This window comes from Acinetobacter sp. Swhac1, from assembly GCF_013390985.1.
GTDB lineage: Bacteria > Pseudomonadota > Gammaproteobacteria > Pseudomonadales > Moraxellaceae > Acinetobacter > Acinetobacter towneri.
In genome coordinates, this window is the sequence record NZ_JACASN010000017.1 from 24,759 (window position 1) to 45,634 (window position 20,876).

Consider the following 20,876-nt stretch of genomic DNA (forward strand, 5'->3'; position numbering starts at 1 on the left):
TATGCAACCTTATTATTCCGATTTATTAGAGCAAGCATGTCAGCGTACAAAAGAATCAACGTTAAGCGTATTAGGGATCAACGATCCTGAGTTAAGAGAACACCTTGCTGAACAAATGTCTCAGCTTCCGGGAAGAAAATTTTCATTTTTAGCTCCACCTGTTTTTGAGCATACTTTTGCTTGGAAACAATCACCGGTGACGATGTCAGAGTTGAGTGGAAAATTATTAGCGAAGTCAGTTGTAAGTGCTTTGGATTCGCAGAGTAATGGTCGCTATCGCTTTGGGGCAGAATTTAAGCCTTTTGAACATCAACTAAAAAGTTGGAAAAACTTATTAGCGGATAAAAAATCAATTGTTGTCACATCTGGTACAGGTTCAGGTAAAACAGAATGTTTTATGGTACCAATTCTGAATGATTTATTTGAATTAAGCGAAAATATCAATGCGCCGTTGGAAGGTGTGCATGCTCTATTCTTATATCCGCTTAATGCGTTGATTAATTCTCAGGAGGAGCGCTTAAGTGCTTGGACTCAGCACTTCGGTGGGAAGTTACGATACTGTTTGTATAACGGTAATACACCTGAATCAGAGAGTTCAAAAAGAACATTGCAAAAGGAGCGTCCTTATCAAGTCTTAACACGAGAATTGATGAGGAAAAGCCCTGCACCAATTTTGGTGACCAACGGGACGATGTTGGAATATATCATGGTGCGTCAAATTGATGCACCGATTATTGAAAAATCTAGAGCAAAGAAAAGCCTGCGTTGGATTGTTTTAGATGAAGCTCATAGCTATGTTGGATCACAGGCAGCAGAGCTTGCCTTGCAGTTACGACGTGTTTTAGAGGCCTTTGGTGTTGAGGCCAAAGATGTAAGATTTGTCGCAACTTCTGCAACCATTGCTGACAGTAATGCAGAACAACAATTAAAGACCTATTTATCTCAGTTGGCTGGTATTGAGGAAAGTCAAATCGAAGTGATAGGTGGCCGGCGTGCAGTCCCACAATTAAAACTTGAAACGAATCACAATAAACTCAGTTTAAAAGAATTATCTGAAATTGAGAGTGATTTAGAAGTTAGTGCTAAACGTTTTGAAGCATTAGAATCGAATCAAACAGCACGAGCAATTCGGGAAATCATTGTTCAACAAGGTACAGAAAGTTATAAGCCATTAACATCTTTGGAAATTAAAGAAAAATTAAATGCCGACTATGCTATTTCAGTGGATCAAGTCGAAATTATTGCTTGGATTGACTTACTAACAAATACAAAAGCGCAAGAAAAAGAAGAGGCTTTCCTAAAAGTACGAGCTCACTTCTTGCAAAGAATTACGCATGGCTTGTGGAGTTGTATTAATCCTCATTGTGATCAAAAAGAGGGTACAGCATTAAAAAAATGGCCATACGGTAATGTATATGCAACGTGTGAACAAGAATGCAAATGTAAATCACCAATACTAGAACTTACTTTTTGTAAAGAATGCAATTCGCCACATTTATTGGGACAATTGGTTGATTCCATGCATGGGCGCCAATTGAAACAAGTTGGAGAGGCTAAAATTGATGAATTTTCTCTTCTAACAGATGAGGATGAGCTTGATGAGGGCGATCTTAAGGCTAACTCGAATAAATTACTCGATTACAGTTCATTATTGCTCACTGTTAACGGTCATGGGGAGATGCTGAGCCTTGATAAAAAGGGCATTGAAAAATTTCCAGGGGAAGAAGACTTTAATCTATTTGCCACATCAAATGAATGCCATAACTGTGGATCAGTAACACAAGAGGGTTATTTACCTGTAAATAGAAGTATTCTTGGCGCTCCGTTCTATGTTACTAAAGCAGTGCCGACAATTTTAGAGTTTTGTCCAGATATTACGATTAAAGAGTTAGAAGAAAATGGTGTTACGAACATTTCGCCTCAAAGCTTACCTTCATTTGGACGTCGTTTAATTACATTTACGGATAGTCGCCAAGGCACCGCAAGAATGTCTGTACAGATGCAACAGGAAGCACAGCGTTCAAGATTAAGGGGGGCTGTGGTGGAAATGTTAAAAAACCTACCTGATTTATCGGGTGGAGAGATGTCTCGAGAGGAAATTGAGGGGGAAATTGAACAAATAAAACATGATCCAAAGAAGAAGATGATTTTGACATTGCTTCAACAGGAGCTATTGAAATTAGACAGCTCAGACGAAAGTTCGATTTCATGGAAAGAGATGATCGAGAAGCTTACAGCTTTATCCGATTTTAACTTTTCAATACTGAATGCGATGAAGTATTACTCTCCGGAAGTATTTGGAGATCAAACTGAAGGACCACATAGATTGATCTCAATGTTATTGTTGAGTGAATTTAGTCGACGTCCACGTAATCGAAATAGTACTGAAACGTTGGGGTTGGTAAAAGTTGGTTATAGTGGATTAGAAAAAGTTACAAGTGTTCCTTTATATTGGGAATCAAAAGGCCTTAACTTACAAGATTGGAAGGACTTTTTAAAAGTCGTTCTAGATTTCTATGTGCGAGAGTATTACTACATTCATATAGATAGAAGTATTTCAAATTGGATGGGGAGGAAAATTGTTACTAAACGATTGTTTGGACCCGATTCAAAATTTACAGAAGATAAATTTAGTAAACAATGGCCTTTGGCATCTAAGCGAAAGAATAATCGTTTGGTGAAGTTATTAGCTTTAGGCGCACAATTAGATTTAAATGCTCCAATAGATATAGATATCGCCGATGAATGGTTAAAATGTGCTTGGAAAGTTTTAACTCAAGATACGGCTATTTTAGAAAATGATAATGGTCAATTTTTCATTAGACCACAAAAGTTCAAATTTTCTTTGAATGAGCAAGCGTTCATTTGCCCAGTTACACATAGATTAATGGATACTACATTCAAAGATATTACCCCATATCTACCGATGGGTATTCCAAAAAGTAAAGAGGCTTTCATTTGTCAAAAGATTAAAATGCCGAATTTGAAAGTGTTTAGTTCCAATAAAGACCATCATGACAACGTTCAATACATCCGTGACTTAATTACTAATGATGAGACAATTAAGGAGCTACGCTCTTTAAATTTGTGGAATGATCTTTGTGATCGAATTGTTGAAGGTGGTATGTACTATCGAGTTGCAGAACATTCAGCACAGCAAGCAAGTGACCGATTACAAGACTACGAAAAGCGATTTAAAACAGGTGAAGTTAATGTAATGAACTGTTCAACCACCATGGAAATGGGGGTTGATATCGGCGGTATTTCAGCAGTGGTGATGAATAACGTACCACCGCATCCTGCAAATTATCTACAACGTGCGGGTCGTGCGGGTCGTAGTAAAGAATCAAGAGCACTTTCTTACACAATCTGTAAGTCGAATCCACATGATCAACAAGTATTTCATAACCCTAAATGGGCTTTTGAAACTAGTATCCCAGCACCTTATGTCGCTTTAAACTCCAAGAGATTGATCCAAAGGCATGTCAATTCCATGTATCTCTCATTCTTTTTAAAAAATGAGATTGGAAATACAGATGCTGAAAAAACTAAATTAAATTTGAAGTGGTTTTATTTAGCAAATGGTGACGAAGATATTTCTGTTTGCAATCGATTCATTAATTGGTTAAAAGCCAATATTTATACATGTTCTTATGCGCTAGAAAAATTAATTAAAGGTACTGATTTGTCTTTTGATTCGATTGAAAGCATTTTAGGTAACACTGTCCAAAAAATATCTGAAATGCGTGATCAATGGTTAAAGGAATACAAGCGTCTTGAAATACAGATAAGTGAAGCAGTGAAAGGTAGTGCTTACGCTTATAGATTAAATATTGAAATGCGTAGACTCTGTGATGAATATTTATTAAGAGAACTTGCTGCTAAATGCTTTCTACCAGGGTATGGCTTCCCAACTGATATTGCATCATTTGAAACGACCAATGTCATTGACTACATACGTCAAAAGCAAGATAGAGATGCTGAAAAGCAACGAAAGTCTAGAGAAGATAATGTGTCTTTATTACGTGATATGCCAAGTCGAAATTTAGCTGTCGCTATTCGAGAATATGCGCCGGGTTCAGAAATTGTATTGGACGGAAGGGTTTTTAAATCCAAAGGGATATCATTAGCTTGGCATAATATTCATAGTTCTGATGCAAAAGAAGCACAGAAATTTGATTTGGCATGGCGCTGTGTACATTGCGGTCAAAATGGATTTAATACAGATAGTGCAGTCGATATTAATAATGTTTACTGTGATAATCCAAGTTGCGGTGAAAAAATTCGCATAAATGAGCAACGTAAAGTTCTGCAGCCAACTGGTTTCGTTCATGATTTTTATGAAGAACCTAGTAACGATGTAACAACACAAACCTTCATACCTGTCCAAACCCCTTGGATTGCTGGTAAGGGGGCAAGATTAAGTTTGCCGAATAGTGCCTTAGGATTTATGGTTGCCGATACATCGGGGCATGTATTTAATTATAGTTCAGGTTTATATGGGCATGGTTATGCTGTGTGCCTTGAATGTGGTCGAGCAGAATCCCAAAAGGAAAAGGAAAAATTTCCATTGTCTCTTTCACCAGAGCAGAAACATTATCCATTAAAACCATCTAAACATGATCGAGAAAATGGGCAAAGAAAGTTCTGTGAAGGCAGTGAGCGTTTAATCAAAGATTTACATCTAGGTAGCTATATGACTACAGATATCTTTGAATTGGTGTTACATCACCCTGAACGTAATGAATATCTTACAGATAGTAAAGAAAATGAAAGTATAGCATTTACTTTGGCTGTGGCTTTCAGAAAAGCATTAGCGAAAAAGTTAGGTATATCAGCTAATGAATTGGGATATGGTAAGCGTCCAATATTATTAGATGGTAATCATCAGATTACAGCTATTCAGGTGTATGACGTCATTAGTGGTGGAGCAGGATTTGCGAGTTCAGCCCCTCGTCACATTGAGTCGTTATTATCTAGTATGGTCGATGAGCTTGAATGTCCGAAATATTGTGAGTCTGTTTGTGCTCATTGTCTTTTGGATTCACAGTCACGACATCATTACAGTTTGTTAAATCGTCATGATGCTAAAAAGTGGTTAGGTGCAAACTATAAAAACTTTATTTCTACTGAAGAATTGTCATTCTTCTCTGGTGCACAATATTGGCCATATAGCTTGAAAGAATGCATTGAACACCATGTATCATTAGGTGCTAAGAAACTAATTTTGAATTGGGGTGGAGAATCTGATAGTTGGGAGTTGTTATCTCCTAGTGTTAAAAAAACAATTGCTAGATGGGCAGAGGATACAAGTTTAGAAATCGATATTTCTGTACCACAAACTATCATAGATTCTAAAGCATATTTGGCTGAGCTGAAATTTTTACAAACACACTTTAATGTACAATTTGTTGAAGGTGACAATATTCATCAATCTATTGTGGCACAACTATATTTGACAGATCGTATTGTTACAGTTGTTAGTCCTGATATGAATAGTCGTATACCAAATGAAGAGTGGTTGAATACAAATGCCATAGTTGGAGTTAGTGAAACTTATAAGTTACTGAGTGAGAAAGTCATAACATTACCAACTTTAGTGGAAAAAAATCAAAGCTCGATTGTGGGATTAGATCTTCTTGATCAATTGAATGTTGATTTATGTAGCTTTGGTCGTAAGTTCTGGAATTTGGTTGCTGAAAGTACTAGTGAGTTCGGAGAAATTTGCCAGAATGAAACTATAAAAAGTATTGAGTATTCAGATCGTTATATCAAGTCAGCTAGCAATATGTTGTTAATTGTTAGTTGGTTAAAGGGGCTTGAGGATCAAGTTGGAAATATTGGTCAGTTGAAGATTAAGACAGTTATTTCTGATGATGAGACAAAAGATTTACCAACGATCCTTCATCATGATTACCATAGTGTGAAACAATTTGAGAAGGTTTTTGAAAAACTATTAACTGATAATTTAGATATATCCCAAAAAGAAATAGATTTAATGACCTATGATAATGGTAAGGCTCTGTATCACAAGCGAAATTTAACTATAACTTTTGAGTCGGGGACTATATTTGATATTCAGCTCGATCAGGGGCTTGGCTATTGGAGATTATTTGAGAGTCATAAATTGTCACAACGAAATGTCTATTTTAATGCCCAAAAGGACTTTATAAGTGTTGCGAATGGACTTACAGATTTACAGAAGTTTTTAGTTGTTAAAAATGGTGAGCAGAATCCAACGAACATTTATGTCAAAAAGAGAGAAGGTGATTTAGTTGTAGCTGTTTCAATATAATAATGTGTGAAAAGTTTACGATTAAAAATACAAGTGATGGTTTATTACTTTAGATTGGCTATTCAAATTGAATAGCATTTCCATAGATGTGAAATAAATAATTTCAATTAACTGTGTCGTATATACAGAAAATGAGAGGGAAAATGAGACCAATTGGCCTACACCGTAAATCTAAAGATTACTTAGATACATTAAATATTGACCCTTATGCATTTGAAGAGCGATTCATATACCTCGAATCATTAATAAAAGCGAATCTTGCATTTAAGACGAAACTTGAAAACTTTAAACAACTTATTGATTGTTTAAGCGCAGATCGATGCTTTGCCTTATGGATTGGGGAAACAGAAGATTTAATCATACAATCTGAAGCGTGTTTGCAAAAATTTGCACATGATGAAATCATAGAACAACAATTTGTGGAAGAACATGTTGCTTTGGCAGATCGAATATTCGAGTTAGCCAAAGCACGGGTTTATGAAGGACATTGGGAATATGGGGTTTCAAGAGCTGTAGATCGGCAATTTGATGATCTTACCGAATTATGTAGACGTATCTGGTCAAAAGAAAATAAAGCTTGGGTTAAATTGGCTAAGGAATGGAAAAGTTGTAACTCAAGGGTAATATGATTTGGCTAGCGATCAAAACAATTGCCCATTTCATTATTCTGATGACTGCCGCTGCTTAATTATGTGTAATTAATTTACCCTTTAATTAGCTTATAGATCATCGTTCACAAATAATAGACCTTGTATCTTGGAGGTTGTAGTGATTAGCTTCCACTATATGCAAATTGTAGAGTTTGTAATAGACCTAAGACTTTTAGTCTGTGCAAGTGAACCGTACCGGGTTTGTCGGAGACTTTTTATTTAAGTTAGGCCACCTGACCTAACGGATTAATTTTATCATAGTACATTGCTTCAAAATCAAAAGGTGGCACATAACCTAGTGCACTATGTACACGCTCTTTATTGAACCAATCTACCCAATTTAATGTCGCAAGTTGTACATCCGCTAAACCTTGCCAATCTGCTTTTAAATATTCAATCACCTCTGTTTTGTATAAGCCATTCACTGTTTCAGCCAAAGCATTATCGTATGAATCACCGGTCGTACCGACTGATGCTCGTAAATTTGCTGCTTCGGTAATCCTCCCATAAATAACCGAAGTTAAAAGTAGAGGTTAAGCAGCCATTAGAGGTGGCTTTCCTTTGTTAGCTTGATGTGTTCTTACGAGCAATTATTGGATGGAAAGTATCTACACGGATGAATACAGATATGGTGCTCGATGTACTATGATAAGATTAACCCGTTAGGTCAGGTGGCCTAACTTAAATAAAAAAGTCTCCGAAAAACCCGGTACGGTTCAAAACTTAAACACTTTCCCACTAATACGAATAATTATCTTTCAATCTTTGCGCTATTTCTTTATATTTATGAAGTTTTACCTAACTATATAAATATTGAGGGATTTTTGTGAAACATTTTTTTCTTATACTAACTTTTGGGTTGTTAATCACTACACTTTCAGGATGTGCAACATCTCGTGGACTTATCCAAGTTCCAACCTCTAATCAAGTTTCTACACAAGAGGCCAGTAATTCTAAAAAAGTGATTATTGCACTTGTTGAAGATGAAAGGTCTTTTCAAGATAAACCACCAACTGCTGATATCCCATCTTTAAAAGGTGGTTTAGCAAAGGCTACGGCTGAAGAAAAAGCAAAAGCTGTAGCTCGAAAGCGTAACGGTTATGGAAAAGCTTTAGGTGATATTCTTTTAGAGAAAGAAACGGTTTCTGAATTATTAAAGAAACGTACAACTCTAGCACTTAAGAAATCAGGCTATGAAGTTCTTGAAGATAATGCTGCCAATCGGGCGAATGCAGACCTAGTTTTGAATATTAAAATTAATAAATTCTGGTCTTGGTTCCAGCCAGGATTTGCATCTATTAAAATCCATTCTGAAATTGATACCGATATCTTCAATACGAAGAAATCGCCAGCTGAACCTATTCACGTTTACAGCAAAGTTGTTAGATCAGCACAGGTAGCCAATGGTACAAAATGGATTGAAAATATTGATAATGTTTTGAATGACTATGAAGCTAAATTAATTTTATCTTTGCCTAAAGTTACCCCCTAATAAATCATTTTAGATCCAAATTATAGACTCTTAGAATAAAGCTCTTTTAGAAGAGCTTTATCATTTTATCTATCTGTTAGATTTCCCAGTCTACATTCAACTTCACATAGGCTTTGTTGCACAAACCTATCTGTAAAGGCTTTTTCAGCAATATAATTTTCAAATGAAGAAGCTTACATACAAAATCACTACCGCACAACCAATTGGTCAGCATATAACCAAGCACTCTTTAATCGTGGGAATATTGACATTTGGTTCGATCCAAAAACACAATGGCATGCAGAACCGCAAGGCAAATAAGGTCTAAGTAAAACTTACTCCGACATAGCGATTCAATGTATTTGATGATCAAATCTCTATTTAGACTCACTTTACACAGGGTTACTGGCTTTGTTCAAAACTTAATTAAACTTTGCGGATTGGATTGGACAGCACCAGATTACAGTATGCTTTGTAGAAGACAAAAGCATATTGATATTGCAATTAGTTATCAGAAAAACAGTGATGGGCTTCATCTACTCGTAGACTCTACAGGCATGAAGTTTGTGAATGTACAATGAGGTCCTTAGCTGGTTTTTGATTGTGAATAGCCATATTCGATGCATCACAAACAAGCTTGGCTGTCATACGCTCATTTAAGCTGTAGCCAACCACTTGTTTCGTGTAAACGTCTTTTACAACTATTAAGTACAACAAGCCTTCAGTCGTCCATATATACGTAATATCACTCAATCACGCTTGGTTTGGTTTAATCATTGAGAATTGTTGCTCAAGCAAATTTGGATAGATCGCTCAGTTATGGTCACTGTTCGTCGTTCTTTTGAAACGTTTGTGGTACTTACAATGCAGCTGATTTAACTTTTTTATCTGACATACTGCATATGTACTAATTTTTACGACCTGAGCCTGTAAATGCTTGGTTAAGCGAATATAGTCATAGCTCTGTTTCGTTTATTTGTGCGCTATTTTGACCAAATTTGTTTGTTGATTTCGCTGAACTAATCGTTTATTCACACCTCGTTTTAGCCAATTATAAAAGTGTGAAACTAATACATGAAGTAATCGTGCCATCAAAATAATCGGCAATCAGTGTTTTTGCGATTTCATATAGGCGTACCTTACTGACGTACTTTGGCAAAGTACGCTGCTGCCTTTTTTAGAAATTTACGTTCCATTTCAGCGGATTTAAGCTGTTTGTTTAAGTTGCTTATTTTCTTCGAGCAAAGCGTTTAGGTCAGGTGAATACTGTTTAGTACCAGCTAAAGTCCCTGCCTTTGCCTTATTGTTCCAATGCGAAAGGGTCTGCATGGAAATGCCGAGTTCTCTAACTGTTTCGGGTACATTGCCTTGATTGGCTTCTAATGCTTTGATGGCTTCAGATTTAAGTTCTACCGTATACGTCTTGTGTTTCTAGCTCATGGTAAACTCCTGATGAGTATGTATAGTTTACCAAGTTAAAACCTCCTGTTTTTTCAGCATACAGCAATTGATAATTGAATGGATTTCACAGTTTTATTTTTGAAAACAACATGGTTTTGTTATTTTTTGTGAAAAATTTAACTCGGTGTTATAATTACACACCTGATAATTGTCAATTTTTTAATTACTGATCATGATGATGCAACTCCACGTGTCCCACTTAAATCTAAGTTCGATTGATCAAGTGTTATCAGCTATACAACACATTCCTGCGATGCAACGCCGGCGCTTATCGCGCCTAGCAAAGCTGGCTATGAATAGTGCAATACAGACTTTAAATACACACAAAGTCGATTATATTGTGTGGGTGTCGCAATATGGCGATGAATCAAAAACACTAAATATCTTAGAAGATGTATTAAGCGAGCAAACGCCTTCACCAACGCAGTTTTCAACCTCGGTGCATAATGCAATTTCCGGGCTTTATTCCATTTTATGTCAGGATGCGACCCCTGCGACCAGTTTGGCGGGTTCGTGGAATGATGGGTTGATTGAAGCCTATGCGTGGCTAAAAACAATACCTGAAGCCGGTCATGTTTTGCTGGTGTATTACGATGAAGCCTTGCCAGAAATGTATATCGAGCATCAACCATTTTCTGCTTTTGCGATGGCAGCGATGATTTCATTAGCGCCTGCAAATTTGATACTGACGCCAAAGCATACGAATGCAACGCCAGCCTATCAGCAAGCTTTAGCATTTAACACGTTTTGGACTAATCCTGAGCAAACTGAATCTGAAGCGTGGATGAAATGCTGAAATTAAATCGCATCAAGCAAAAAGCAAACTATGCATGGCGCGTTGGAGCGACAGGGTTTAGCTTTGCCAGCTTTGGCTTAGGCGGCGTGGCGATTGGTGGTTTGATTGCACCAATCGTCAAGTTGAGTTCACAAGACCCAGAAGTTCGCAAACAGCGCACTCAAAAAGTCATTAAGCACAGTTTCAAAGGTTTTACGGAGATGATGGTAAAACTGGGCATTATGACCTATACGGTTGAAGGTCTAGATAAGCTACAGCACAGCCAACAAGAGCTGGTGATTGCTAACCATCCGACACTGATTGACGTGGTGGTTTTAATTGGTTTAATGGAGGAAGCAAACTGTGTTGTTAAGCAGGCACTGTGGTCAAATCCATTTACCAAAGGTCCTGTGCAAAGTGCGGGATATATTTTAAATGCGGGTTCTGAACAATTTATTCAGGACTGTGTACACAAATTGCAGCAGGATCATGCCGCGTCCTTGTTGATCTTTCCTGAGGGAACAAGAACAGCAAAAGGTGAGCAGTTGAACGTGTTTCAGCGCGGCGCAGCCAATATTGCACTAAGGGCAGGGGTACCGATTCGGCCTGTGCTAATTAGCTGTACGCCCTCGACACTCACCAAAAACGAAAAATGGTATCACATTCCAGAACAGCCTTTTCATATCCATGTAAAAGTCTTGGATGCGATCCAAGTGGAAGACGTATTGGATGACGTAACGGTTAATCCAAAAAATGTACGTCAATTAAATCAACAATTACAATGGTTTTTTAACCAAGAGTTATCCCTAAATGACTAATCTTGCTGATGAATTAAAGCAAATGATTATTGATGTCCTTGCCCTTGAAGACATCAGTATTGAAGACATTGATACAGACGCGCCTTTGTTTGGCGATGGTCTAGGTTTGGACTCGATTGATGCCCTTGAATTAGGCTTGGCATTGAAAAAACGTTATGGCATTCATTTGAATGCAGAGTCTGCAGAAACCAAAGAACATTTTAAATCAATTCAAAGCTTAGTGGCTTTGGTTGAAGCACAGAAAACAGCATAAGAGGTTGCTATGCTTGCACAAGAAACCGTGTTAGAAAAATTACGTGAATGGATGGAAGAGTTGTTTGAAATTGCGCCTGAAGATGTGCAATTAGAGTCAAACCTAGCTTCAGACCTCGATGTTGACAGTATTGATGCCATTGATTTGGTGGTAAAAATTAAAGAGTTGACAGGCAAACAAGTCAACCCTGAAGATTTTAAAAATGTGCGCACCATTCAAGATGTGGTGGTCGTGATTCAGAATATGTCAGTTGCATGAACAACATCTTAAAAGGGGTAGCAGGGATCGGTTTGATCCTCTATCCTTTTTTTGTCGCTTATGCTTTGGCACATGGACAGTATGTCTGGGTCAGTGCGGTATTGATTGTACTGGGCATTTTACGTCTCTTGAGTAAGGGCAATGCCCTGCTGTGGCCATTGACAGGTTTTGCCATTTTATGTGGCGGGCTGAGTTTGATTTTAAAAGATCATGCGTGGCTTAAACTCTATCCTGTCTTTATGAGTCTTGGGGCGCTGTTTATTTTTGCCAGCACCTTGATTCGACCGCCTTCAATGATTGAGCGTTTTGCACGTTTGGCAGAGCCTAATCTGCCAGAAGAAGGAGTCGAATGGACCCGTCAAGTGACCAAAGTTTGGTGTGGTTTTTTTTGCATCAATGCGGTCATTGCCCTGATCACTGTTTTCTTTGCACCGATGAAAATTTGGGTGATGTATAACGGCTTGATCTCTTATGTCTTGATGGGTGGATTATTGCTGGGTGAATTTGTGTTGCGTAAACGCCAGCAACGACTGCATCAGGCACAGAAATAACAGCATTTCCGTCAGGGCAGCTGAAACAGTGGTCTCGAACTATAGCGATTAGAAATACGGTTTTTAAAAACAAATTTTATGTCTTGTCATTTTCAACACCATCTCCATTCATCGCGTCCCTTGTGTATTCATGCGGACTCAAGTTTTGTTTCCTTTCACACTTTTTGGTTGGATGTAGCTTTACAGGCTACGCAAATTCAGCAGTTGGAACAGCCAGTATGGGCGCTTTGGCAAGAAGACAGTTATGAGTTTTTAGTATTGTTGTTTGCAGCCTTACAAGCAGGTAAGCAAGTGCTGTTGCCGCCGCATCGGGTCAGTGACTTAGAAAAAGAATTGGCTGAACAGCAGATTTATTTTTTACAACGTTTGCCGTCGACAGCCACGCCAACTTTTGAGCTTCAATTTGATGCTACCTTTCTCAATCAGGCACAGCTGTATTTTTATACTTCGGGCTCAACAGGGCAGCCGAAAAAGATTCCGCGCACCTTGCAACAATTGTTCAATGAAGTCTGTGGTTTAGAAGCCAGTTTTGATTTGCCTGAGCAGGCGATCGCGATTGCTACGGTGAGCCATCAACATATTTATGGTTTGCTGTTTAAGTTGTTGTGGCCTTTAGCCAGTGGACGCAGTTTCTATCAGAAACAATTGGCTTTCCCTGAAGATGTGGTTGATCTTCAAAAGAAAATTGCCCATTTGCAACTGCCCAATTACCTCATTTCAAGTCCTGCATTGTTGAAGCGCTGGACCACAGATGTAGTGTTGCAAGACTGCCATCGGGTCTATTCCTCTGGTGGAAAGTTGGATGCAGGCGTGCGTCCTTTGCTGAACCGTCCCATTACCGAAGTGTTTGGTAGTTCTGAAACAGGCGGGATTGCTCACCGTCAGGCAGATGATGCGCTATGGACTCCCTTTGCCAATGTCGAAATTAACTGCGCCGAGCAACAAGAGTTAGCCGTTAAAACCAATCATGCCTTTAGCATGGATTGGATTTTGACTGGAGATAAAGTGCAGGTCGTGGATGCAAATAATCCCAAAAGTCCATTCCAACTATTGGGGCGTTTGGACCGTATTGTCAAACTCGAAGAAAAGCGGTTAAGTCTCGATGCGATTGAAGTGAAAATCGCTGAGTTGGCAGAAATACAGCAGTGCCATGTTTTAATTCATGAAAAAGAACAGCGTCAGATTTTGGCGGTGGTAGCGGTGCTGACAGTGGATGCAAGGGTGCTGCTTATCGAAAAGGGCAAAGCTGCCTTTACCGCACAGCTGAAAAAACAATTACAACAGAAGCTGGAAAGTATCGCGATTCCGCGGCAGTGGCGGTTCTTAACGCAAATGCCACAAAATGCACAATCGAAGCTGAATAAACAGTATTTAAAATCACTCTTTCTGCCGATGACCTTGCCTGTGGTATTGACACAGCAGTCTCAGGATATGCAGATCAGTTATGCTTTGGAGTTTGTGCCTGAGCTGGAATGCTTTAAAGGGCATTTTCCGAACTTTCCGATTTATCCGGGCGTAGGGCAAATTGGTTTTATCCAGCATTTTGCCAAACAAAATTGGGTGGATTTACTGTGGTGCAATGGTTTTGAGCAATTAAAATTTCAAGGACTGATCCAACCCTATCATACGGTGGAACTGGTGCTCAGCCGTAAAGCGCATAAGGTCAGTTTTGAGCTGAAAAATCATCACAAAATATTGGCATCAGGACGTTTGCTGTTTGCTATCCCTTCAGACGTTTAAGCCGAGAGAAAAAATGAAACACTGCTTTGTGATTCCTGTGTATAACCATCCACATTATTTGGCTGCGTTACTGTCACATTTAAGCGCTTTTGAGTTACCCATCATTATGGTGAATGATGGCAGTGATGCCGATTGTACGGCGGTATTACATCAGCTTACGCAGGACTATCCAAGGGTCGATTTGGTTGAACATACCCACAATCAAGGGAAAGGGCAGGCGGTGATCACGGGGCTCAAGCATGCCTTTCAATGCGGTTATAGCCATGCCTTGCAACTCGATGCCGATGGACAACATGACTGGCAGGATGTGCAACGCTTTTTAGACACCTCTATCCAGCACCCCGAAGCCATGATTATTGGTCAGCCGATCTTTGATGCGACTGTTCCCAAAAAACGTCTCTATGGCCGTTATGCAACGCATATTTGGGTGTGGATTAACAGTCTGTCTTTTGAGATTAAAGACAGCATGTGTGGCTTTCGTGTCTATCCTCTAGCGCAGACAGTGAACATTCTAAACACTGCCAAGTTTCAACCGCGGATGGGCTTTGACTCGGAAATTTTAGTGCGTTTGAAATGGGACAATGTGCCGTTTATTAATCTGCCCACGCATGTGATTTATCCTGAAGGTGGTATTTCACATTTTGATGTGTGGCGTGACAATTTGGGCATGGCGCGCGCGCACAGCCGCTTGTTGGGTGGCATGCTGCTGCGGTTCCCCAAACTGATTTATCAGAAAGTCAAAGGTTAAGGCGGTCAGAGAAATATATGCAGAAATGGAGCGCCGTGAAAGAACGGGGCGGGATGTTACCGCTAATGCTGATGCTGGGTTTCTACCGTTTGGGTGGGCGTTGGCTGTGCCGAGTCATCTTATACTTTGTGATTTTATGGTACTGGCTCTTTTCCAATACTGCGCGTCAGGCTTCACTGTTGTACTTAAAAAAATTGCATCATTTTGCAGGTGCGCAGTCGCCGTTTCAGGCTGAGCCGCAGCTTTGGCACAGCTATACGCATTTGATGCAATTTGGTGAATGTATTTTAGATAAAATTGAGGGCTGGCTCGGGCACATTCCTGAGCAGAACTTAAAGCTGCATGGTCATGCGCACTTTCGTTCGCACTATCAAAAAGGTGTGGTGATAGTGGTGTCACACTTTGGCAATATTGAATTGCTGCGCGCCGTCAAAGCAGAGCATCCGCAGAAAATTAATGTGTTGGTTTATCAAAAACATGCTACCAAGTTCAATGCATTTTTAAAAAAACTGAATGAACATGCCGATGTTAATTTGGTTTCGGTGGATGAGTTGGGAATTGAAACAGCAATGATTTTACAGGATAAGTTGGATCAAGGTGAATGGGTGATTGTGGCAGCAGACCGCGTACCCGTGCAGTCAGATCGTGTACAATCGGTTGCTTTTTTAGGAGAGCAAGCGCTGTGGCCGCAAGGCGCTTGGATCTTGGCTAGCTTATTGAAAGCTCCTGTGTTGGCAGTGTTTTGCTATCGGGTTGATACACATTTTGAAGTGCATATTCATCAAGTGGCGGAGCAGTTGAACTGGCCGCGTAAAGAGCGTTTACAGGCCATGCAACAGACCACAAGACAGTATGTGCAACTGTTGGAACAGCATTGCATACGAGCGCCCTATCAATGGTTTAATTTTTATAATTTTTGGAATAAAGGATAAGTCTTGTGTTAATTGTTGGGGAAACTCCGCTCAGTATTGAAGATGTTTTGGCTGTAGCGCGTAAAGAAAAACAGGTGGTATTGCCTAACTCTGCTGAATGGACAGCATTAATTCAACGCGGTGCAGATTTCCTCGATCAGCTGTTGCAAGACGAAGGCGTCATTTATGGCGTGACCACGGGTTATGGAGACTCGTGCTTGATTGAAATTCCAGCCCACCAAGTGCATGAGCTGCCGCTGCATTTGTCGCGTTTCCATGGCTGCGGCATGGGGCAAAACTTAGACTTAATTACCGCACGTGCTGTCGTGGTGGTCCGTTTATGTTCTTTGGCACGCGGCTATTCGGGTGTCTCGCATACCTTGTTGCAGCGGTTGGTCTGGATGCTGAATGAAGATGTGATTCCGGTGATTCCATCGGAGGGTTCGGTCGGTGCCAGTGGTGACTTGACCCCTTTGTCTTATATCGCTGGGGCCTTGGTCGGTGAGCGTGATGTGTACTATCAAGACCAGATTGTGCCGATTGCACAAGTGTATGCCGAAAAAGGTATACAGCCTTTGGTGATGCGTCCTAAAGAAGGCTTAGCCCTGATGAATGGTACAGCGGTTATGACCGCGATTGCCTGCCTGAATTATAAAAAGGCCGAACAGATTTCTTTTGCCAGTACTTTGATTACTGCCCTGAATGTCTTGGCTTTAGAAGGGAATCCAAGCCATTTTGATGAAGTCCTATTTGCGCAGAAACCACATCCAGGACAGCAACATATTGCAGCGCAGTTACGCGACTGGTTAAACAGTGAAGTACAAACCGAACACCAAAGTTCACGTCTGCAAGACCGTTATTCATTGCGCTGTGCGCCGCATGTGATTGGGGTATTTGAAGATTCTAAAGTCTGGCTGCGTCAGTTTATTGAAAATGAGCTGAATTCAAGTAACGACAACCCTTTGATTGACCCAGTGAACCTGCGGGTACTGCATGGTGGACATTTCTATGGCGGACATATTGCCCAAGCCATGGACAGCCTGAAAATTATGATCGCGAATATTGCTGACTTGATGGATCGTCAGTTGGCGCAGTTGGTGGACTATAAAATGAACAATGGTTTACCGCGTAATTTAACTGGTTCAAGTCCTGAGCGGTTACCGTTGAATCATGGCTTTAAAGCAGTGCAAATCGGGGTTTCGGCATGGACGGCAGAAGCCTTGAAACAGACACTCGCTGCGTCGATTTTCTCACGTTCAACCGAATGTCATAATCAAGACAAAGTCAGTATGGGCACCATTGCCGCACGTGATGCTAGCCGTGTCATTACTCTGACCGAACAAGTGATTGCAGCACTCAGTTGTGCAGCAGTTCAAGCAGTTAAACTTAAAGGTGTAGATACAGAACTCAGCCCTGTTTTAAGAGCATTTCAACACTGGGTGCTTCAGAGCTTCACCTACGTAGCGGAAGATCGTCCTTTGCAACAAGAGCTTCAAACGCTGGTCAATCGTTTTGATCATTTAGAACTGTTAGACAGCATTGCTGTTCAATATTTATAGGAAATGAGCATGTATGCTGATGTAATTATTGAAGTGCCTTTTCATGACGTCGACACCATGCATGTGGTGTGGCATGGGCATTATTTAAAATATTTTGAAATTGCACGTTGCAAACTGTTAGATCAATTTCACTATAACTATAACCAAATGCGCGACTCGGGCTATGCATGGCCTGTCATTGAAAGCTATGTGCGCTATGTGCAAGGCATCGAATTTGAACAGAAAATTCGTGTGCGCGCTGTTTTAAAAGAGTGGGAAAATCGCTTGAAAATTGAATATCTGATTTTTGATGCGGTCTCGGGTAGAAAGTTGACCAAGGGCTTTACTTCGCAAGTGGCAGTTCATATTGAAAAACGTGAAATGTGTTTTCAATCCCCACAGGTGTTGTTGGATTGTTTAAATGCATGGCCTGAGTTTAAGGCGGAGTAATGCAAGCATGATTCGATACAAATTCTCTAAGATGATTTTAGTTGCGTGTACAGCCAGTGTGATGACTTTGCTTGCTCCCACAGCGAATGCACAAAATACTGAATTGAAGCAGGTATTTGCTCAGCTTGGCGTAACGCCTGTGGTGCGTGCCCAATTTGAGCAGCAGAAAAAACTGGCAGCTCTGAATAAAACTTATGTGTCTAAAGGCACGGTGCTGTTCAGCAAAAACCAAGGCGTGCTGTGGCAAATTCAAAGTCCAGTCAAAGCCGATTTGGTGGTGACACCGCGTAAGTTGATACAAAAGACGCAGCGTACTTCCAGTCAAATTGAAGTCGACAAAACTCCATATGGCTCTGTTGCAACGATGTTTTTACAATTTATGTCGGGTAACGAAGCAGCACTCGCTAAGAACTTTAATGTGGTGTCCGCCAACTATAGCCCAACGCAGTGGAATGTCAGCTTAACGCCGAAAAGCAGTCTATTTAAAAAGCTTTTTGTCCAAGTCGATGCGCAAGGTCAGCGTTATGTGGACCGTATTACCATTTTGGAACAAGCCAATAACCGCACCATCATTCGTTTTAGCCAGCAAACGGCTCAACCTCAAACTTTAACGGCTGCGGAAAATGCGCTTTTCCAATTGGCAAAATAAATTTAGCGCTCTGTGGTTGTTGGTGCTGTGTGTCATTGCTTTGGCACTGGGCGCGGCTTGGCTGAATAAAGGCATTAAGATTGAAACCAATATCTTTGCTTTGCTGCCTGAGGCTCATCAAGATGCTCATCTGGAACAAGCACAGCAATATGTGAGTCAGCAGTTAAATGATAAAATTTTTGTGGTGTTGGATGCCAAAACGGATCAGCAATTAGAACAGGCAACACGAGCACTTAAAACCCAAGCTAATCAAAGTCAACTGTTTTTACCTGTTCGTCCACAGCTTGACCCCGATCAATTTGCCCAAGCACTGTATCAGCACAAAGCAGGGCTATTATCCAAGTCAGATCAGCAGATTTTGCAAGGGCAGGATCATACCGCACTGACAGAGCAGGGCTTATTACAACTGATGAGTCCGGGCATGCCAATCACGGCTGAAATGCTCAAGCAAGATCCTTTGCTGTTGTTTCCGCGCTATGCAGTGGGGTTAGGTGCTTTACAAAGCAATGCCGATATCAATTTAGAGCAGGGCTTTGCCACGATTCGTGATGAGCAGGGCATCTCGCGCCTGATGGTACTTCAGCTCAATAATAGCCCCTATAACATTGCCTACCAAGAGCAGACCGCTGCATTTATCCAAAATATCAATCAGCAACTCAACCAGTTGCAGGTCAAACCGCACTGGACAGGTACGCTGCTGTTTGCACAGTTCGGCACTAACTCTGCCAAAGAGGAAATTTCCACCATTGGAGTGGGTTCGACCATCGGGATTTTGCTTCTAGTCTGGTTTGGCTTCCGTTCGATACGACCCATGCTGACGGAAATGGTTGCAGTCGGCACAGGCAGCTTGGTGGCCTTTGCTGTGACCTATTGGGTTTTTGGCGAAATTCACCTGATGACACTGGTCTTTGGGGCCAGTCTGATTGGGGTCTGTGTCGATTTTTCATTTTACTTCATGGCCATGCAGTCTCAGCACCGACAGATCGATGGATTTACTGTTCTAAAGCCGTTATTGCCGAGTCTATTTGTGGGGTTAATGACCACGCTATTGGCCTATGTGGTGCTTAGTTTTACCCCATTTCCGGGCTTTAAACAGATTGCAGTCTTTTCTATGGTTGGACTGAGTGCCGCATGGGTGACCAGTATTTTATTGCTGCCACGTTTGCCTGCGCTGAATGCGGAACCTGCGATACGTGCACTGGGCTTTATTGGCAAAGCGCGTAGTTATGTGCAGAGCCACAACAAGCTACGTTATGGCATGATTGCATTGATTGTACTGGTGACGGGTAGTAGTCTCACCTTGCTGAAAAGCAATGATGACATCCGTAATTTACAAAGTATGGATGCCACTTTAAAGCAGGAAGATCAATATATTCGTTCTCGTTTTATGCAGCAGCAAAGCAGCGAATACTTTGTGGTACGGGGCAGAAGCTCAGCAGAGTTGGAGCAGCGCGAACAGCAACTACTGGCAGAGCTTGCGTCCTTGCAACAGGCTGGCAAGTTGGATGCTGTTCAAGCTTTAGGGCAGTGGATTCCATCGCTTGAGCAGCAAAAAAAGAATGTTGAAATGTTACAGGCGATTCCTCAGCCGGCTTTAGTGGAATATGCGCAAGCGTTGCAGCTCAACGCAGCGGATATTTTAAACTGGCAAGCGCATTTAAAAGACCAACCGTTATTGACCGAAGCGGTCTTTAAAGATCATCCTCTGCATTTTTTGCAGATGAGTCCGACACAACGTTTGGTGATGCTGCAAAATGTGCATGACGTCAAAGCCGTGCAACAGCTTGAAAATGCGGATGTACAACTGTTACGCCCCGTTCATCAACTGTCTGAATTGTTTAAACAACACCGTGAGCAGGCACAGTGGCTATTACTCAGCGCTTTGCTGATTTTAGCCATTGGCTTAGGGGCACTGTATGGCAAAAAATCCATTCTGCCTTTGGTGTTGCCTGTCAGCATGGCCTTAATGACCACGTTTGCGATTCAAGCATGGCTGGGTGTCGAGATTAATTTATTCAGCATTATGGGTACCTTCCTGATCATTGGAATTGGGGTGGATTATGCTATTTTCTACCGCCATGGACATGATCATCCACAAGTGGTGGGTATGGCTTTGTTTCTGTGCATGATGTCGACGTTCTTTGGTTTTGGTTTGCTGTCCTTTAGTCATACTTATGCCATTCACAGTTTTGGCCTAACAGTGTTGCTGGGCGTTATTTTTTCATTTATTTATGCCACAATTTTTACATCCTCCGATGCGAAACATGTGGTGGTTCAACAATATCAGCCAAAGAGCTGAGTCAAAGGG

At 40.8% G+C, this 20,876-nt stretch carries 15 protein-coding genes and 3 pseudogenes; 16 read left to right on the plus strand and 2 right to left on the minus strand.

Going from position 1 to position 20,876, the window contains the following annotated elements; genetic code table 11:
• Nucleotide 1 precedes the first annotated feature (1 nt).
• Nucleotides 2-6,295, plus strand: a complete 6,294-nt coding sequence (locus HX743_RS09905) for a DEAD/DEAH box helicase (RefSeq protein ID WP_178319145.1) — start codon at nt 2-4, stop codon at nt 6,293-6,295.
• A gap of 143 nt (nt 6,296-6,438) precedes the next feature.
• Nucleotides 6,439-6,924, plus strand: a complete 486-nt coding sequence (locus tag HX743_RS09910; RefSeq protein ID WP_178319146.1) for a hypothetical protein — start codon at nt 6,439-6,441, stop codon at nt 6,922-6,924.
• Nucleotides 6,925-7,169: 245 nt separating this feature from the next.
• On the opposite strand, the pseudogene HX743_RS09915 reads toward HX743_RS09910, so the two are convergent.
• Nucleotides 7,170-7,445, minus strand: a pseudogene (locus tag HX743_RS09915) (integrase core domain-containing protein); the annotation flags it as partial.
• Between the two features lie 326 nt (nt 7,446-7,771).
• Between HX743_RS09915 and HX743_RS09920 the strand changes: the two are divergent.
• On the plus strand, nt 7,772-8,437 hold the full coding sequence (locus HX743_RS09920; protein ID WP_070153988.1) for a flagellar biosynthesis protein: 666 nt from the start codon (nt 7,772-7,774) through the stop codon (nt 8,435-8,437).
• Between the two features lie 163 nt (nt 8,438-8,600).
• Nucleotides 8,601-8,985 (plus strand): annotated as a pseudogene (locus HX743_RS09925) (transposase); the annotation flags it as partial.
• Here the strand turns inward: HX743_RS09925 and HX743_RS09930 are convergent.
• Nucleotides 8,984-9,847 (minus strand): annotated as a pseudogene (locus HX743_RS09930) (IS3 family transposase); the annotation flags it as partial. The pseudogenes HX743_RS09925 and HX743_RS09930 sit on opposite strands and share 2 nt — an antisense overlap.
• Nucleotides 9,848-10,052: 205 nt before the next feature.
• On the opposite strand from HX743_RS09930, the gene HX743_RS09935 reads away from it, so the two are divergent.
• From HX743_RS09935 to HX743_RS09990, 12 genes are all read left to right on the plus strand, one after another.
• Nucleotides 10,053-10,673, plus strand: a complete 621-nt coding sequence (locus tag HX743_RS09935) for a beta-ketoacyl synthase chain length factor (RefSeq protein ID WP_151730686.1) — start codon at nt 10,053-10,055, stop codon at nt 10,671-10,673.
• On the plus strand, nt 10,667-11,470 hold the full coding sequence (locus HX743_RS09940) for a 1-acyl-sn-glycerol-3-phosphate acyltransferase (RefSeq protein ID WP_151730684.1): 804 nt from the start codon (nt 10,667-10,669) through the stop codon (nt 11,468-11,470). The genes HX743_RS09935 and HX743_RS09940 overlap by 7 nt, the downstream gene beginning before the upstream one ends.
• Nucleotides 11,463-11,723 (plus strand): phosphopantetheine-binding protein, encoded by a 261-nt coding sequence (locus HX743_RS09945; protein WP_005090854.1) that lies wholly within the window; start codon nt 11,463-11,465, stop codon nt 11,721-11,723. The genes HX743_RS09940 and HX743_RS09945 overlap by 8 nt, the downstream gene beginning before the upstream one ends.
• A gap of 9 nt (nt 11,724-11,732) precedes the next feature.
• Nucleotides 11,733-11,981 (plus strand): acyl carrier protein, encoded by a 249-nt coding sequence (locus HX743_RS09950; protein ID WP_005090852.1) that lies wholly within the window; start codon nt 11,733-11,735, stop codon nt 11,979-11,981.
• Nucleotides 11,978-12,532, plus strand: a complete 555-nt coding sequence (locus HX743_RS09955) for a septation protein IspZ (protein WP_005090850.1) — start codon at nt 11,978-11,980, stop codon at nt 12,530-12,532. The genes HX743_RS09950 and HX743_RS09955 overlap by 4 nt, the downstream gene beginning before the upstream one ends.
• A 78-nt stretch (nt 12,533-12,610) precedes the next feature.
• Nucleotides 12,611-14,272 (plus strand): AMP-binding protein, encoded by a 1,662-nt coding sequence (locus tag HX743_RS09960; protein WP_178319147.1) that lies wholly within the window; start codon nt 12,611-12,613, stop codon nt 14,270-14,272.
• 13 nt (nt 14,273-14,285) lie between these two features.
• Nucleotides 14,286-15,020, plus strand: a complete 735-nt coding sequence (locus HX743_RS09965; protein WP_070153995.1) for a glycosyltransferase family 2 protein — start codon at nt 14,286-14,288, stop codon at nt 15,018-15,020.
• A 17-nt stretch (nt 15,021-15,037) separates the two neighbouring features.
• Complete coding sequence (locus tag HX743_RS09970; protein WP_127799709.1) at nt 15,038-15,952, plus strand: acyltransferase; 915 nt, start codon at nt 15,038-15,040, stop codon at nt 15,950-15,952.
• 5 nt (nt 15,953-15,957) lie between these two features.
• Nucleotides 15,958-17,490, plus strand: a complete 1,533-nt coding sequence (gene hutH, locus HX743_RS09975) for a histidine ammonia-lyase (RefSeq protein WP_178319148.1) — start codon at nt 15,958-15,960, stop codon at nt 17,488-17,490.
• Nucleotides 17,491-17,499: 9 nt separating this feature from the next.
• Nucleotides 17,500-17,919 (plus strand): thioesterase family protein, encoded by a 420-nt coding sequence (locus HX743_RS09980; protein WP_005090845.1) that lies wholly within the window; start codon nt 17,500-17,502, stop codon nt 17,917-17,919.
• Nucleotides 17,920-17,980: 61 nt separating this feature from the next.
• A complete protein-coding gene (locus HX743_RS09985) occupies nt 17,981-18,568 on the plus strand; it encodes an outer membrane lipoprotein carrier protein LolA (protein ID WP_234115011.1) in 588 nt (195 codons plus the stop codon).
• Nucleotides 18,543-20,867, plus strand: coding sequence for an MMPL family transporter (locus tag HX743_RS09990; protein ID WP_178319150.1), 2,325 nt, complete (start codon nt 18,543-18,545; stop codon nt 20,865-20,867). The genes HX743_RS09985 and HX743_RS09990 overlap by 26 nt, the downstream gene beginning before the upstream one ends.
• The last annotated feature ends 9 nt before the right edge of the window (nt 20,868-20,876 follow it).